The 15,663-nt window shown below is 63.5% G+C and carries 11 protein-coding genes and 1 tRNA gene; 4 read left to right on the forward strand and 8 right to left on the reverse strand.

The annotated features are described in order from the left end of the window. Nucleotides 1–33: 33 nt before the first annotated feature. Nucleotides 34–741: a GAF domain-containing protein gene (locus CH305_RS18020; RefSeq protein ID WP_032402353.1), complete on the reverse strand. Its 708-nt coding sequence runs from the start codon at nt 739–741 to the stop codon at nt 34–36. A gap of 147 nt (nt 742–888) precedes the next feature. Between CH305_RS18020 and CH305_RS18025 the strand changes: the two genes are divergently transcribed. Further along, the gene (locus CH305_RS18025) at nt 889–2,001 is read left to right on the forward strand and encodes an endo-1,4-beta-xylanase (protein ID WP_037151092.1); all 1,113 of its coding nucleotides are present in this window, start codon (nt 889–891) and stop codon (nt 1,999–2,001) included. Nucleotides 2,002–2,037: 36 nt separating this feature from the next. After that, the gene (locus CH305_RS18030; RefSeq protein ID WP_094610054.1) at nt 2,038–2,961 is read left to right on the forward strand and encodes an alpha/beta hydrolase; all 924 of its coding nucleotides are present in this window, start codon (nt 2,038–2,040) and stop codon (nt 2,959–2,961) included. Here CH305_RS18030 and CH305_RS18035 read toward each other — a convergent pair. Beyond that, nucleotides 2,955–7,121: a bifunctional nitrate reductase/sulfite reductase flavoprotein subunit alpha gene (locus CH305_RS18035; protein WP_094704648.1), complete on the reverse strand. Its 4,167-nt coding sequence runs from the start codon at nt 7,119–7,121 to the stop codon at nt 2,955–2,957. The two genes, CH305_RS18030 and CH305_RS18035, sit on opposite strands and share 7 nt — an antisense overlap. 261 nt (nt 7,122–7,382) lie before the next feature. On the opposite strand from CH305_RS18035, the gene CH305_RS18040 reads away from it, so the two are divergent. After that, a complete protein-coding gene (locus tag CH305_RS18040; RefSeq protein WP_094610116.1) occupies nt 7,383–8,576 on the forward strand; it encodes an Ig-like domain-containing protein in 1,194 nt (397 codons plus the stop codon). A gap of 19 nt (nt 8,577–8,595) precedes the next feature. Here the strand turns inward: CH305_RS18040 and CH305_RS18045 are convergent, their stop codons facing one another. The 3 genes from CH305_RS18045 to orn all read right to left on the reverse strand — a co-directional run bounded on the left by CH305_RS18045 (nt 8,596) and on the right by orn (nt 10,438). Further along, nucleotides 8,596–9,357, reverse strand: a complete 762-nt coding sequence (locus tag CH305_RS18045) for a M23 family metallopeptidase (protein ID WP_037177223.1) — start codon at nt 9,355–9,357, stop codon at nt 8,596–8,598. A gap of 315 nt (nt 9,358–9,672) precedes the next feature. After that, nucleotides 9,673–9,748, reverse strand: a tRNA-His gene (locus tag CH305_RS18050). Between the two features lie 78 nt (nt 9,749–9,826). After that, complete coding sequence (gene orn / locus CH305_RS18055) at nt 9,827–10,438, reverse strand: oligoribonuclease (protein ID WP_080730668.1); 612 nt, start codon at nt 10,436–10,438, stop codon at nt 9,827–9,829. A 94-nt stretch (nt 10,439–10,532) separates the two neighbouring features. Between orn and CH305_RS18060 the strand changes: the two genes are divergently transcribed. Then, complete coding sequence (locus CH305_RS18060; RefSeq protein ID WP_094704649.1) at nt 10,533–12,257, forward strand: helicase HerA-like domain-containing protein; 1,725 nt, start codon at nt 10,533–10,535, stop codon at nt 12,255–12,257. On the opposite strand, the gene cmrA is transcribed toward CH305_RS18060, so the two are convergent. The 3 genes from cmrA to CH305_RS18075 are packed head-to-tail and all read right to left on the reverse strand — an operon-like array spanning nt 12,254 to nt 15,650. Continuing rightward, complete coding sequence (gene cmrA / locus CH305_RS18065) at nt 12,254–13,057, reverse strand: mycolate reductase (protein WP_032379250.1); 804 nt, start codon at nt 13,055–13,057, stop codon at nt 12,254–12,256. The genes CH305_RS18060 and cmrA overlap by 4 nt on opposite strands. 23 nt (nt 13,058–13,080) lie before the next feature. After that, entirely contained in the window at nt 13,081–15,126 is a 2,046-nt protein-coding gene (locus CH305_RS18070) for an FAD-dependent oxidoreductase (protein WP_094610055.1), read from the reverse strand. Beyond that, the gene (locus CH305_RS18075) at nt 15,123–15,650 is read right to left on the reverse strand and encodes a PadR family transcriptional regulator (RefSeq protein ID WP_032379248.1); all 528 of its coding nucleotides are present in this window, start codon (nt 15,648–15,650) and stop codon (nt 15,123–15,125) included. Before CH305_RS18075 ends, CH305_RS18070 begins: the two co-directional genes overlap by 4 nt. Nucleotides 15,651–15,663 lie beyond the last annotated feature (13 nt).

Here is a 15,663-nt window from a genome sequence, read left to right on the forward strand (position 1 = left end):
AGAAAAGCTATTAGCAGTTGAGGAAAGTGGCCTTTATTCGAAAACTCGCTCGCGAATAATCCAGGCCAAGTCCTGCAGTATCTGAACGTGGCCGGTGGTCCACTGCCGCGGCTGCCGATCCCACACGCAGAGGGTGCCCACGGAATGGCCGCCGTCGTCGACGAGCGGAACTCCGAGGTAGGAAACGAACAGATTGCTCTGGACCGACGGATGATCCTTGAGTGCGTCGTTGAGTCTCGCGTCCTCTACCACCAGCGGCTGGCCCAGATCGATCGCATAACGGCAGATGGACGCTTCGAGAGGAACCTCCTGCGCGCCACCGAGTTCCGACGGAAGTCCGAGTGCACTCTTGAAGTACTGACGTCTGTCGTCGAGAAGCGAGAATGCGGCCGACGGAGCGTCCAATGCATCGGCGACCATCGCGACGATCCGGTCGTAGCCGGCGTCGGATCCGGTGTCCATCAACCCTGTCCGAGTCACTGCTGCCAGCCTCTCGGGGTCGTCGATCGGGGTACCGAATGCCCGCGTCACCTCGACCGGGTCGACGCCCTTCTCGGAGGCGGCCTGCAAGGCCCGCAGCAACGCACCCACGTCGGAGTCCTGGTCGTCGGACAGTTCGCGAACGAGCCGGTCCACCACTGCGCGCCGAATGAATTCTTCGGTGGAAAGACCGGATTTCTCCGCTTGCCGGGCGAGTAGCTCGTTCAGACGCTCGTCGAAACCGGGAAAGCCTGTAGTCATTGGGCAAATGGTAGTACAGGCAAAGTTGTCGTACCGATGACTGCCGCAAGAAGATATTTTTCGATTCTGAAACACGCCGCCTTTGCGACAATGCGTATGACAATCCATTCGTGAATGACTGCGCCCCGTTGTTGCTAGCATCTGTCGATGAGAAGGAATTCGACGCGACGAGCGAGTGCCGCACTGGTGATCGTGCTGTTGGCGTTCGCTGCCGGGTCGATACCCGCTGCTGCATCTGTTGTGCGGTCGCAGCAGGCCGGAAGTCCATTGTGTGCTCGGCAGTCCGATGCAGTTCGGATCGGGGTATCGCCGGGCGCGTCGATAGGCACACTGTCTCCGGCGGATCTGGATCGGGAACTCACTCTTGCTCGAGACGCCGGGGCTTTCGCCGTTCGTGTCGACATCGATTGGTCCGCAATCGAATCGACTCGGGGCCGCTTCGATTGGAGTCGCACGGACCGAGTTATCGACGCCGTTGTGGCCCACGGGATGTGCCCGCACGGCATAATCGCCTACACCCCGAGATGGGCACGAGTGGCGGCTGCCATCAACGATTCGCACTCCCGACCTGCCAATGCCGCCACCTTTGCTGCGTTCGCCAAGACCGTGGCGCAACGGTACTCGAGCCGAATCGGCATCTGGGAGGTGTGGAACGAGCCGAACATCGTGACGTTCTTCAAGCCGGCCCCCGATGTGACGGCATACTCGGCGCTACTGCGCGCCAGCTATACCGCAATCAAGCAAGTGCAACCCGCATCCACGGTGCTGGCGGGTGGGATGGCACCCTCCGAGGACACCAACGGAAACATCTCCGGTACGTCGTTCCTGTCGCAGATGTACGCGCAGGGGTCGAACAAGTACTTCGACGCCTTCAACGTCCACCCGTACACATGGCCGTATCTACCCAACGACCCCAGCACCGCGTCGTGGAACACCGCCATGAAGATGTGGTCCATGCGAGACACCATGATTGCCGGTGGTGACAGTGCCAAGCAGATCTGGATCACCGAGTTCGGTGCTCCTACCGGAACATCTCCCAACAGCGTCAGTGAGCAGGTGCAATCGGACAGCATCGGGATCGTGCTCGATGCTGTCCTCGGTAACGATTGGCTCGGGCCTGCCTACGTCTACAGCCTCCGCGACGCCGGTTCCAACACCGCCGACACCGAACAGAACTTCGGATTGGTGCACAGAGACTGGACGCCCAAGATCGCCTACGGACGCGTCGACGCATATGCCGCGGAGCAATCCGGTCGATGATCGACCGATTCTCCTGGTGTGGGCTACTGTCTGCCCATGACGTCGCAGCCGGGGGGCTCGTTTCCTGATCGTGTAGAGGTCTCGTTCGATTCGCAGGGGGATTCCTGCGCGGCGTGGCTCTACCTTCCGAACGACCCGCGCCCAGCTCCGGTGATCGTCATGGCGCACGGTCTGGGCGGTACCCGGGAAATGCGACTCGACGCCTATGCCGAGCGCTTCCGTGCCGCCGGGTACGCCTGCCTGGTGTTCGACTATCGCTACTTCGGGGCCAGCGGCGGCGAGCCGCGTCAGCTGCTCGATATCGAGTCCCAGTTGCAGGACTGGGCTTCGGCCATCGCCCATGCGCGTTCGCGTACCGATGTGGACAACGGTCGAATCGTGTTGTGGGGCTCGTCGTTCGGCGGGGGCCACGTCATAGTCGCTGCCGCCCGAGACCAACAGGTCGTGGCCGTCGTGGCGCAGTGCCCGTTCACCGACGGCATTGCGTCGGGGCTGGCGTCGAACACGTGGACCTCGGTGAAGCTGTCCGGCCGGGCCTTGGCAGACCTCGCGGGATCGGTGATAGGGCGCCCGCCGCTGATGGTGGCGACGGCTGGGCGACCCGGGACGACCGCGCTGATGACCTCACCCGACAGTTACGACGGCTATCTGGCCCTCGCTCCTGACACCGACGAATCGTTCCACAATCGGGTAGCGGCCAGAGTCGCGCTGCAGATCGTGCGGCACCGGCCCGGACGTCGAGCCGAGGATGTTCGATGCCCCATTCTGTTCGTCGTCTGTGAGACGGACTCGGTCGCGCCCGCAAAAGCAACCCTGCGGTACGCACGGAAGGCTCCGGTCGGCGAGATCAGGACCTACGACGCCGGTCACTTCGAGATCTATCTGGGAGAGGCGTTCGAGAGGGTGGTGGCAGATCAGCTCGAGTTCCTGACGCGCACCGTGCCACTGCACCGTCAGTAGACGTCACGCACGTAGCGCTTCTCGGCAGCAAGAGCTTTGACGTAGGCCTCGGCACTGCTGGGAGCGAGCTTTCCGTGCTGGGCCACCACGCCCTTCAGCGCAGCGTCGACGTCCTTGGCCATTCGCGTTGCATCGCCGCAGACGTAGAAGTGGGCGCCACGAGCAATCCAGTTCCACAACTCGGCCCCGTGCTCACGCATCCGATCTTGAACGTAGACCTTGTCTTTCTGATCGCGCGAGAAGGCAACGTCCAGGCGGCTGAGCGACCCGTCCCGCATCATCTCCGTCAGTTCGTCGCGGTAGTAGAAATCTGTATCCGCATGTTGCTCACCGAAGAACAGCCAATTCCGGCCGGTGTGACCCAGAGCCCGACGCTCGTGCAGGAACGCTCTGAACGGGGCGACGCCCGTGCCGGGGCCGACCATGATCATCGGGGTGGCGGGGTCGTCCGGTGGCTTGAAATGCGAGGACTTCTGCACGAAGATCCCCACCTCGTCGTTCGCCGCGTGGTCGGCCAGATATGTCGAGCACACGCCGCGTCGCGGAACTCCGTGCACGTTGTACCGTACGGCGGAAACAGTCACCTGTACCTCGTTGGGATTCTCCTTCGGACTCGAGGAAATCGAGTACAGCCGCGGCTGCAGCGGTTTGAGAACTCCCAGCCAGTCTTCTACCGACGCCCTGACCGGATGGGCAGCGAGGACATCGATCGACTGGCGACCCCACATCCAGTCGAGCAACGCATGTTTGTTGTCGGGATGCAGCATTGCTTCGAGATCGTCCACCGCGGTCCGGCGGTGAATGAATTTCAGTAGATCCGGTGTTGCACGGGCGATCTCGAGGTGGCTGCGCAGTGCCGTGCGCAATGTCATGGCACCGGTGCCGCTGAGATCGACATTCGTGTCGCCGTCCAGTCCGGTTGCCAGCAACCACTCGTCGACGAAAGCATCGCTGTTGCGCGGCCAGACTCCGAGCGCATCGCCCACTTCGTAGTCGAGTGTTCCGTCGGGTAGGTGAAAGCCGAGTTGACGCACGTCCTTCATCGATCCGCGCGAATTCAGTACTCGGTTGCGTACGACAGTCGTCACGAGCGGAGACTTCTTGCCGAAGCGCGCCGGGGCGGCATCGTGTGTTGTCTGTTCGATAGGTCGTGTCTTCTCTACCGTCGTCGGCGCGACGAGGCCACCTGTGTTCGAGGGGCTTGCGGTGTCATCGTTACGAAGGCAGACCACCACCGCGTCGAGCCACGATGCGGCCTCGTCTTCGTAATCGGGTTCGCAGTCGACTCGGTCGAGGAGCCGGGTAGCACCCAATTCGGAGAGGCGCTCGTCGATCCTGCGGCCGTGGCCGCAGAAGTCGGCATAGCTCGAGTCGCCGAAAGCGAGTACTGCGTAACGGATTCCATTCAGACCGCGCACTGACTCGTCGACCAGGCTGTCCCAGAACGTCGCTCCGTTGTCCGGAGCTTCGCCGTCACCGGTGGTACTGCTGACGATCAGCACATCTGCCTCAGCGGGCAGTCGATCGACGGTGAAGGAGTCCATCGAGTGCTCCGCGACGGTCAGCCCTGCTCCCTTCAGATGTGACAGGCAGGTCTGCGAGTACTCCTCGGCAGTCCCGGTCTGCGAGGCCCACAGCAGAAGGAGCGGCCGCCCCGACGAGTCGGGGGAGAGGGCCGGTGCCGTGGTCGGCGCGCCGTCGAAGTCGATTCTGCGCGAAAACAATCCGGCGAGAACTCCGTCGAGCCAGGCGTGAGTCTCGGGGGACAGGGGTGTCTGCGCCGGCAGGGTGGGAGTTCCCGCGGCCGCACGGCCTGCCGCGCTACCCAGACCCTCCAGCAACCCGGCGATGTAGCTCTGCTCGACCGCGGTGAACGGTGCCGGCGGGCGGGCGGGTCGGCCGACCATCTCGGCGAGTGCGTCGATCGGATCCTCGGTACCGTTCTCGACCACAGGCGACGGTGGCTCCACTGCAGCAACTTTGGTGAGTGTGACTGCGCACGCCTTGAACTCGGGTTGCTGGCTGTACGGATCGACCGCATCGTTGGTGACCGCATTGATCGCCAGATTTTCGCCGAACTCGTCGTTCCAGTGAAACGGAGCGAAACAGTTGCCCGGGAGAACTCGATCGGTGACGACTGCCGGGAGTACCGCTCGGCCCCGTCGAGATACGATTTCCACACTGTCGCCCTCGGCGAGACCGAGACGGTCGGCATCGATGGCATGTACCTCGACGAACGGGCCGGGATCGAGCTTGTTCAGCTTGGCGACCTTGCCGGTTTTGGTCATGGTGTGCCACTGATGGGGCAGGCGACCGGTATTGAGAACGAACGGGTAGTCGTCGTCCGGCATCTCGGCCGGTGCCATGCTCGGCCTGGCGAAGAACTGTGCTCGTCCGGTGGGGGTGGGGAAGGACAGTGCGGGAATCGATCCGTCCTCGCAGATGCGTTGTCTCTGGCTGACCCCGTCGTTGAGGTAGCGGATCGGGTTTCTTGTGGTCGTTGCATCGGGCGGGCACGGCCACTGGAGTGGATTCTCGCGCAGGCGCTCATAGGTGACACCGCGGATGTCGTAGCCGGTGTCAGGGTTCGAGAATCGCTTGATCTCCTCGAACACCTCCTCGGCGCTCGAATAGGTGAATGCCTCCGAATATCCCAGCGCGCAGGCCATGTCGGCGATGATCTTCCAGTCCGGCAGAGCCCCGCCCGGTGCCTCGACTGCCGGTTGGAACAGCGTCAGGTTGCGCTCGGAATTGACCATCACGCCCTCGGCTTCGGTCCACAGGGCCGCGGGAAGCATGACATCGGCGTAGCTGTTGGTCTCGGTATCGGCGAATGCATCCTGAGTGATCACCAACTCGGCGCGTTCCAGGCCGTCGATCACTGTCGTTCGGTTGGCCACCGAGGCAACCGGATTGGTGCAGATGATCCAGCAGGCCTTGATGTCCCCTGCGGCGAGCTTGGAGAACATCTCGATGGTTCCGCCGCCGACGTCGGTGCGGAGCGTCCCCTCGGGGATGCTCCATCGATTCTCGACGAATTCACGGTCGGCATCGCTGATCACCGATCGCTGTCCCGGGAGTCCCGGGCCCATGTAGCCCATTTCTCGTCCGCCCATGGCGTTCGGTTGCCCGGTCAAGGAGAAGGGTCCGCTTCCGGTCTTGCAGATGGCACCGGTAGCCAGATGAAGGTTGCACAGTGCGTTGGTGTTCCAGGTTCCGTGCGTCGACTGGTTGAGGCCCATGGTCCAGCAGCTCATCCAGTTGTTCGCATCACCGATCATCGCGGCCGCGGCGCGCAGGTCCTGCTCGTCGAGACCTGTTGCAGCACAGACTTTGTCCAGGGTGTAGTCGGCGAGGAATTCCGGCATCGCGTCCCACCCATCGGTGAATTTCGTGATGAACTCGGGGTCGGTGTTGCCGCCCTCGACGATGAGCGCCAGCAACCCGTTGAGTAGGGCCAGGTCCGAGCCCGGCTTCAGTTTCAGATGCAGGTGGGCCTTGTCTGCGGTGGCGGTACGTCGAGGGTCGACGACGATCAGCTTCGCGCCGGCCTTGACTCGGTCCATCATCCGCAGAAACAGAATGGGGTGGCAGTCGGCCATGTTGGAGCCGATGACGAAGAAGACATCGGCGTGGTCGAAGTCCTCGTAGGATCCGGGCGGGCCGTCGGCACCGAGCGACTGTTTGTATCCGGTTCCCGCGCTTGCCATGCACAGGCGCGAGTTGGATTCGATCTGGTTGGTGCCGATGAACCCCTTGGCCAATTTGTTCGACAGATACTGAGCTTCGATCGACATCTGCCCTGATACGTACAGTGCCACTGCATCGGGACCGTGCTCGTCGATGATGGTGCGGAGCCGCCCAGCGGCGTCGTTGATCGCCACCGCGGTGTCCGTGCTTTCCGCGCTCTCGCCGCGGCGATGCCGAATCTGCGCTTTCTCGAGTCGACCGGGCCCGGCCAGCATGTCTGCAGTGGTCGTTCCCTTGGTGCACAGGCGGCCGAAGTTGGCCGGGTGAGACTTGTCGCCGACGGACTTGGTGACGACGGACCTGGTGACGGCGGGGCGTGCGTCCGCCGACGTCGAGAGGCCGCCGACCTGGAGCACCATGCCGCATCCCACACCGCAGTACGCGCAGAGTGTCTTCACCGTGGTGACCATGGATTCCACAGTGCCCGGCCCAAGGTGCGCGGCCATTACACGTCAGTTAGCCCGATATGACGTTGTCCTCACCGTGCTGTGCGGGGCTCGGTGATCTGGTGTCGTGAAGCGCATCGCATGGGGTGAGGAGGTAACACGAACTTTGCGCCTCGCGATTGGTACTCGAACGTTATTCATCGAACGGGCTGTCGAGTGGAATGTGAAGATTCTCCGCTGGCACAATCGTGCGAGTCGGGCTCGAAGTGGGAAGTGGTGTGGTTGATGAGGGTGAATCGCGGATTCGTACTCGCCGCGGTGGGAGTCGTCGCTTCGGTGGCGGTCCTGTCGGGATGTAGCTCTGCGTCGGACATTTCCGAGCCCTCGGTGCCCATCGACTCCAATCCGATGACCGAGCTGATGAAGCCGAAGTTGACGTCGAGTGTCCTCGACGGAGCAGTCGGATTCTCGCCCGCCGACCCGGTGACCGTCTCGGTGGCCGACGGCAAATTGTCCTCGGTGACGATGCTCAATCCGGCTGGAGAGCCGGTGTCGGGGGCAATCGCGCCCGACGGTTTGTCGTGGACCAACACCGAGCCGCTCGGCTACGACCGCGAGTATCGCGTGCAGGCCGACGCATACGGACTCGGGGGAGCGTCGAGCACGATCACCAGCTTCACCACCAGCCAGCCCGGTAACTTCACCAAGCCGTACGTTCTGCCGAATCCCGGTGACGTCGTGGGTATCGGGCAGCCCGTCGCGGTCCAGTTCGACGAAGCCATCACCGACAAGCTTGCTGCACAGAACGCGATCACGGTGACCACGACGCCTGCCGTCGAAGGCGCGTTCTACTGGGTCAACAACAAAGAGGTTCGCTGGCGACCACAGAATTACTGGGCACCGGGCACCAAGGTCGACGTGGCGGTGAACGTGTACGGGCGCGACCTCGGTGACGACATCTACGGTCAGGAGAACGCGACGACGTCGTTCACGATCGGTGATGCCGTCATCGCCACAGCCGACGACAACACCAAGCAGGTGACGTTCAACGTCAACGGCCAGGACGTCATCACCATGCCGACGTCGATGGGCAAGGACAGCACCCCGACCGACAACGGCGTCTACATCATCGGTGACCGTTTCGAGCACCTCGTGATGGATTCTTCGACGTACGGCGTGCCGGTGAACTCGTCCACCGGATACCGAACGCCCGTCGATTGGGCGACGCGAATGTCCTACAGCGGCATCTTCTTCCACTCCGCACCGTGGTCGGTGGGGCAACAGGGGTACTCGAACGCCTCGCACGGTTGTCTGAATCTGAGCCCGACCAATGCCAAGTGGGTCTACGACAACACCAAGCGCGGCGACATCGTCGTCGTGAAGAACACCGTCGGTGGAACGCTGTCGGGTACCGACGGCCTCGGTGATTGGAACATCCCGTGGGACGAGTGGAAAGCGGGCAACGCCACCACGGTCTGATCGGTTTCGATCGGGTGGGTCAGCTTCGATCGCGGGTTTGATACAGCGAAGGATCTATGCCGAGTGTCTTCAGGTACGCCACCGGTTCGATGCTCGAGCCGTTGTTGCGTACCTCGAAGTGCAGATGCGGTCCTGTCGAATTGCCGGTGCTGCCGACTGCGCCGAGTACGTCTCCCGGTGCCACCTCGTCGCCGACCGACACCGCGAGGCTGGACTGATGGCCGTAGTAGGTCTCGGTATTGCCGCTCTTGACCCGAACGAGCTTGCCGTAGCCGTCGCCCGCGTCTCCGGCCTGAACGACGGTTCCGCCGGTCACCGCATGGATGGGGGTCCCGCTGTCGGCGGCCAGGTCCACGCCCTGGTGGTACTGCGCGCCGTTGCCGGTCGGGTTGTTGCGTCCGCCGTAGCCGGAGGTGATGCGGTATTTGCCTGCATCGATCGGCAGCACGGCACCGCCGAGACCGACGGTCGGCGGTGCGGTCGGTAGTTCGATCTCGGGAACATCGACAGTGCTCGGAGCGTCCGGCGAATCCGGTACCGACAGCACGTCGCCGTCGAGAACGATCGCCGCGACCTGGTTGATGAGAACACCGGTGGCGTCGAGCACCGCGGCGAGAATCGCGGCCCGCTGTTGGGCATCGGGCTGGGGGATCGGGATCTGAGGTAGTTCGATCGTGGGTTGAGCGGTGGCCACCGCTGGGCTGAGCAAGCCGGTTGTGCCGATGCACAGTGCTGCCGACAAGATCGAACCCGCTATGACTCTGTGCATTCTGCGACCCACGAAAAGCCTCCTCGTCTGCGTCCTCCGCGCACCGTCGGATGGGTGCGCGCAGGACGTAAGAACATGTTCGGTGACGCTTCGGGGCACGCTGAACTCACGTAGCAAAAAACACATGAATCACATTGGTACTTTTCTTCCCCAAAAGTGCCATTAGTAACCGTACGTCACATCAACCCCACAGGAAACCTGAAAGTTGAATTACAACAACGTAATTCGAGGTCAGGGTGGGTGCGTTAGCACCTCCGGCCGGTCTGAGACGTGTGAAATGAACGCACGAAAAAGGCCGGTCTCACGAGGAGACCGGCCTTCTTCGTATGGGGTGAGCGACGGGACTCGAACCCGCGACATCCAGGATCACAACCTGGTGCTCTACCAGCTGAACTACGCCCACCATTGCACGCGTCCGCAGAACCTTTTCGGGCTCTGCATCAGCAGCGTCGACAATACTAGCGGGTTGAATCCGCGGTTGCTAATCCGCCCCCGGTTGCGTGTCGAGATCCTGAACAACGGCCGCGATGTCGCTGGTAGACGGCCCCGGCGGAGCCACGAAGGCCGTCCGGCGGTAGTACTGCAGTTCTTTGATCGACTCCTTGATGTCCGCCAGGGCACGGTGCGCAAGGCCCTTGGCCGGCTGTCCGTAGTAGATCCGCGGGTACCACCGTCGGGAAAGTTCCTTGATCGAGCTGACGTCGATCATTCGGTAGTGGAGGTAGGTGTCGAGCGCGGTCATGTCGCGAGAGATGAATCCACGATCGGTCCCGATGGAGTTTCCCGCGAGCGGAACCGTGCCGGCCACCGGGACGTGCTCCTTGATGTACGCCAGTACGCGCTGCTCGGCTTCCTCCAGCGTCACCGTCGATGCGCGCACTTCGTCGGTCAAGCCCGACTTGGCGTGCATGTCGGTCACGACGGCAGGCATGTTCGCCAACGCGTCGTCATCGGCGTGGATGACGATGTCGACACCCTCTCCGAGGATGTTCAGCTCACTGTCGGTCACCAGCGCCGCAATTTCGATCAGCTTGTCCTTGCTCAGGTCCAAGCCGGTCATTTCACAGTCGATCCACACGAGTTTGTCCTGCACGCGCTCCACACTAGTGCGAGCTGTGATGCCACTAGGGTTTGCGGTGGCGATCGAACCAGTTCAGCACCAGCACACGTTCACGGAGGACGCGGACATGACAGTCGACCCGACCCAGCCGGCACCCACACTCAGCCCTGCCGAGAGGGCGAAGGCGGCCAAGGCGGCGGCCGTCGAAGCCGCACGGGTGGCTGCCGAAGCTCTGGCTGCAGCGGACGCCGCCGAGGCCGAGGCGCTTGCCGCGGAACAAGGGTCGACACCGACAGCGAACGGCAAGGCTGCCGAGATTGCCGCCGGCTACGCATCATCAGGTGCCGCACTGGAACTGGGAACCGTGGTTCTCGACGGCGTCACCGACCCCGCTGCTCGCATCCGAATTCCGTTGGCCACGTTGAACAGGCACGGTCTCGTTGCCGGGGCCACCGGAACCGGTAAGACGAAGACGCTGCAGGGGATTGCCGAACAGCTCTCTGCGGCAGGGGTTCCCGTCGTCATGGCCGATGTCAAAGGCGATCTGTCGGGACTGTCCGCGCCGGGCGAGGACAACGAGAAGATTCGGAGCCGCGCTGCGGACACCGGGCTCACGGACTGGGCTCCGGCCGGACACCCGGTGGAGTTTCTTTCTCTCGGCACCGAGGGAATCGGAGTGCCGGTCCGTGCCACCATCACGGCGTTCGGTCCGATCTTGCTGAGTAAAGTGTTGGGGCTGAACAATACTCAGGAATCCACCCTCGGTCTGATCTTCCACTGGGCCGACTCCCAGGGGCTCGCCCTGCTCGACCTCAAGGACCTGCGGTCGGTGATCATGCACCTGACCAGTGACGAGGGGAAAGCAGATCTCAAGGGCATCGGCGGGGTCTCCTCGGCCACCGCAGGAGTGATTCTGCGCGCGCTGGTCAACCTGGAGGCAGACGGAGGAGACACCTTCTTCGGTGAGCCGGAGCTCGAGACCGAGGACCTGCTTCGCGTCGGACCGGACGGCAGAGGGGTCATCACTCTGTTCGAGCTCGGGGCGCAGGCGTCGCGGCCGGTGATGTTCTCCACGTTCTTGATGTGGGTGCTCGCCGACCTGTTCCAGACGCTTCCCGAAGTCGGTGACATCGACAAGCCCAAGCTGGTCTTCATCTTCGACGAGGCACACCTGCTGTTCGCCGATGCGTCCAAGGCGTTTCTGCAGCAGGTGGAACAGACCGTCAAGCTCATTCGCTCGAAGGGCGTCGGCGTCTTCTTCTGCACGCAGTTGCCAACCGACGTTCCCAACGACGTGCTCTCACAACTGGGCGCACGTATTCAGTACGCTCTGCGCGCCTTCACGCCCGATGATCAGAAGGCGTTGAACAAGACGGTGCGCACGTACCCCAAGACCGACGCGTACGACCTCGAAAAGGCGCTGACGTCGTTGGGGACCGGCGAAGCAATCGTGACGGTGCTCTCGGAGAAAGGCGCGCCGACACCGGTGGCGTGGACGAAGATTCGTCCGCCCCGCTCACTGATGGACACCATCGGCAACGACGCCATCGCCGCGGCCGCATCGTCGAGCACCCTGTCCGCGAAGTACCGTGAAACGATCGATCGCGAGTCGGCCTACGAGCGGATGAACGCGCGCGTGGCGAACGTGCCCGCTCCGGCCGAGAAGTTCGACATCCCGCCGCTGCCTGCCGATCTGCCCGACCTTCCCCCGAGCGAGCCTGACGGCCCGTCGGCTGCCGAGCGCATCATGGGCAACCCGGCGGTCAAGAGCTTCCTGCGATCGGCTGCTTCGGCTGCCGGGCGGGAAATCTCGCGCAGTATCTTCGGAACCGGACGCCGGCGCCGGCGCTAGCTGCCGAGCTTCTTGTAGAAGCTGCCGATGATCGGTGCGGAGATGCTGCGTGGGCTGTACTGCCCGGCGACCGACATACCCTTGCTCAGCAGGCCCGGGACGACGCGCATCTTGTTCTTCGCGAGGCCGTCGAGGGACAGCTTCGCGGTGTAGGCGCTGTCGATCCACAGGAAGTCGGGAACCATCTTGTCCACGATCGAGGCGTCGGCCGGGTCGGGTGTCTCGGTGCGGACCGGGCCCGGAGCGAGAAGCGTGACGTTGACGCCGGTACCCGCGAGCTCGCCGCGCAGCGACTCCGAGAAGGTGTTGACGAAGGCCTTGGTCGCGGCGTAGGTCGCGTTGTTGGGGATGGCCATGTTGCCCGCCGCAGATCCGGTGATGAGGATTCCGCCTGCTCCGCGACCGATCATGCCGGGCATGACCGCGAGCGTGAGGTCGTGTACGGCAACGGCATTGAGCTCCACCTGATCGCGCTCGTACGCCGGGTCCAGACCGGCCACCGGTCCGAACGTCGCGATGCCCGCGTTGTTGCACAGGATGGAGATCTCGCGCTCGGACAGCTCGGTGACCAGTGCCTGCCGCTGCTCACGATTCGACAGATCCGACTGACGCACCTCGACGGCAACGCCGTGTTCGGCCGTGAGCTTCGCAGCCAACGCCTCGAGCAGCTCGCCGCGTCGAGCCACCACGATCAGCGAGTGACCACGGGCGGCGAGTTCGGTGGCCAGGGCTTCACCGATACCGGAAGAGGCTCCGGTGACGACGGCGCGGGCATCGGGGTTGGGCTTGGGCAGGCTCACGGTGAGACAGGCTAGCGGACAGATCAGATCGTGGCCGCGAGCCGGGTGCCTTGCTCTATCGCCCGTTTGGCGTCCAGCTCGGCCGCGACGTCCGCACCGCCGATGATGTGCGTGGTGGTACCCGCGGCCTTCAGCTCGTCGACCAGATCGCGAACCGACTCCTGGCCCGCGCAGATAACGATGGTGTCGACCTCGAGCAGACGCGCGCGCTCATGCTTCTCGCCGAACGAGATGTGCAGGCCCGCGTCGTCGATTCTCTCGTAGTTGACGCCTGAAAGCTGATGCACGCCTTTGGCTTTTAGAGCGGCGCGGTGAACCCAACCCGTCGTCTTGGCCAGCCCTGCGCCGATGCGTCCCGGCTTGCGCTGCAGCAGATACACCTCACGCGGTGACTGCGCGGGCACCGGTGTGGTCAACGCTCCTGGCGCGGCCTCGGGCTCGGTGACGCCCCACTCCTGCTTCCATTCCTTCAGGTCCAGCGTGGGGGAGGCGTCGGTGGTGAGGAACTCGGAGATGTCGATGCCGATTCCGCCGGCTCCGATGACCGCAACCCGATCACCGACCGGCTTGCCGTCCCGAACCAGTTCTGCATACGACAACACCGAGGGGTGTTCGATGCCGGGGATGCTCGGAATCCGGGGAGTGACGCCGGTAGCCAGCACCACCTCGTCGAATTCGCCGGCAATCAGCTCCGCGGCTGAGACTCGGCTGCCCAAGTGGACGGCGACGTCGGCGGTGCGGAGCGCGCTGGAGAAATAGCGGATCGTCTCTGCGAATTCCTCCTTGCCGGGAATCAGCCGCGCGATACCGAACTGACCGCCGATCTCGCTTCTGGCCTCGAACAGGCTGACCGCATGGCCGCGTTGCGCGAGATTGAGGGCTGCGGCCAAGCCTGCGGGCCCGGCTCCGACGACCGCGACCTTCTTCGTCTTCTTCGTCGGCAGCAATTGCAGGTCGATCTCGCGGCCCGCACGGGGGTTGACCAGGCACGAGACCTTCTTGTGGACGAAGGCGTGGTCGAGGCAGGCCTGATTGCAGGCAATGCAGGTGTTGATCTGGTCCGCGGAGTCGGTGGCTGCCTTCTGGACCCAGAACGGATCGGCCAGCATCGGCCTGGCCATCGCGATCAGCTGTGCGTCCCCGCGGGCGAGAATGTTCTCGGCGATCTCGGGCATGTTGATGCGGTTGGATGCCGCAACGGGAATGGTGACGTACTTCTCCAGCTTGCCGGTGATGTCCGCAAACGCTGCTCGCGGAACCGAGGTGACGATGGTCGGCACCCGCGATTCGTGCCAGCCGATGTCGGTATTGATGATGTTCGCGCCTGCAGCCTCGACATCCTCCGCCAGGGCAACGATGTCGTTCCAGCTCTGGCCCTGTTCCACCAGGTCGGCCATCGACAGCCGGAACACGATGAGGAAGTCCGGGCCCACTGCAGCCCGCGTCTGTCGCACGATCTCCACGGCCATCCGACGGCGATTCTCCGCCGAACCGCCCCACTCGTCACGCCGCTTGTTGGTGCGCTCGGAGAGGAACTGATTGATGAAGTATCCCTCGCCGCCCATGATCTCGACGCCGTCGTATCCGGCGCTCTGTGCGAGCCGGGCGCAACGCACGAAATTGCGGATCTGCCAGCGGACGCCCCTCGACGTCAACCGCCGCGGCCGAAAAGGGTTGATGGGGGCCTTGATCGAGGAAGCCGACACGCTGAACGGTTGGTACGAGTAGCGACCGGCGTGCAGGATTTGCAGCGCGATCTTGCCACCCTCACGGTGTACCGCCGCGGTGATCCGGCGGTGCCGACGGGCCTCGAGACGGTTGGTCAGCTTGGCTCCGAACGGCAGGAGCCAGCCGGTGCGATTGGGGGCGTAGCCGCCGGTGACGATAAGGGCGACGCCGCCGCGGGCTCGCTCGGCGAAGTAGGCCGCCAGACGGCCGGTGTCTCGGGCGCGGTCTTCGAGGCCGGTGTGAATCGAGCCCATGATCACCCGGTTCTTCAGCGTGGTCGCACCGACGTCCAACGGCGACAACAGAATCGGATAGGGGCCAACGGACTGCTCGGTCTTCACAGCTTCTCCAATACTTCGGTGCACCACTCGGTGAATCCTTCTTCGACGCGAATTCCGCCTCGCAGCACCAGGTATTGGTGCAACGCGGTGCCGGTGAGGGCAGCGGGGGCCGGAAAGTCCTGCTTCTCGATCAGTCGGTAGACGTCGAGGCGGGTGGCATGAACATCGCGATGGCGGGCGACTTCGACCTTCAAAGCGTCGATGTCACCGTTCGCGGCACCGCGAATCTTGACGGCGAGTTCCTCGCGTAGCTGCGAAGGATCGGTCGGCGCCGCGATCCAGCGATCGAGCTCGGCGCGGCCCGCGGCGGCGACCGAGTAGACCTTCTTGTCGGGACGGCCGTCTTGTGCGACGGCCTCACCGGTGATCCACCCGGCCCCGTCCATCCGCGTCAGCGTCCGGTAGATCTGCTGATGTGTTGCGCTCCAGAAGAAGCCGATGGACTTGTCGAACCGTCGGGCGAGCTCGTACCCCGAGCCACTGAGCTCGGTGAGGGAAACCAGAATCGCGTGTTCCAAAGCCACAACCGAGAGTATG

The organism is Rhodococcus sp. 15-649-2-2 (assembly GCF_002258645.1).
In the GTDB taxonomy this organism is placed as follows: domain Bacteria; phylum Actinomycetota; class Actinomycetes; order Mycobacteriales; family Mycobacteriaceae; genus Rhodococcoides.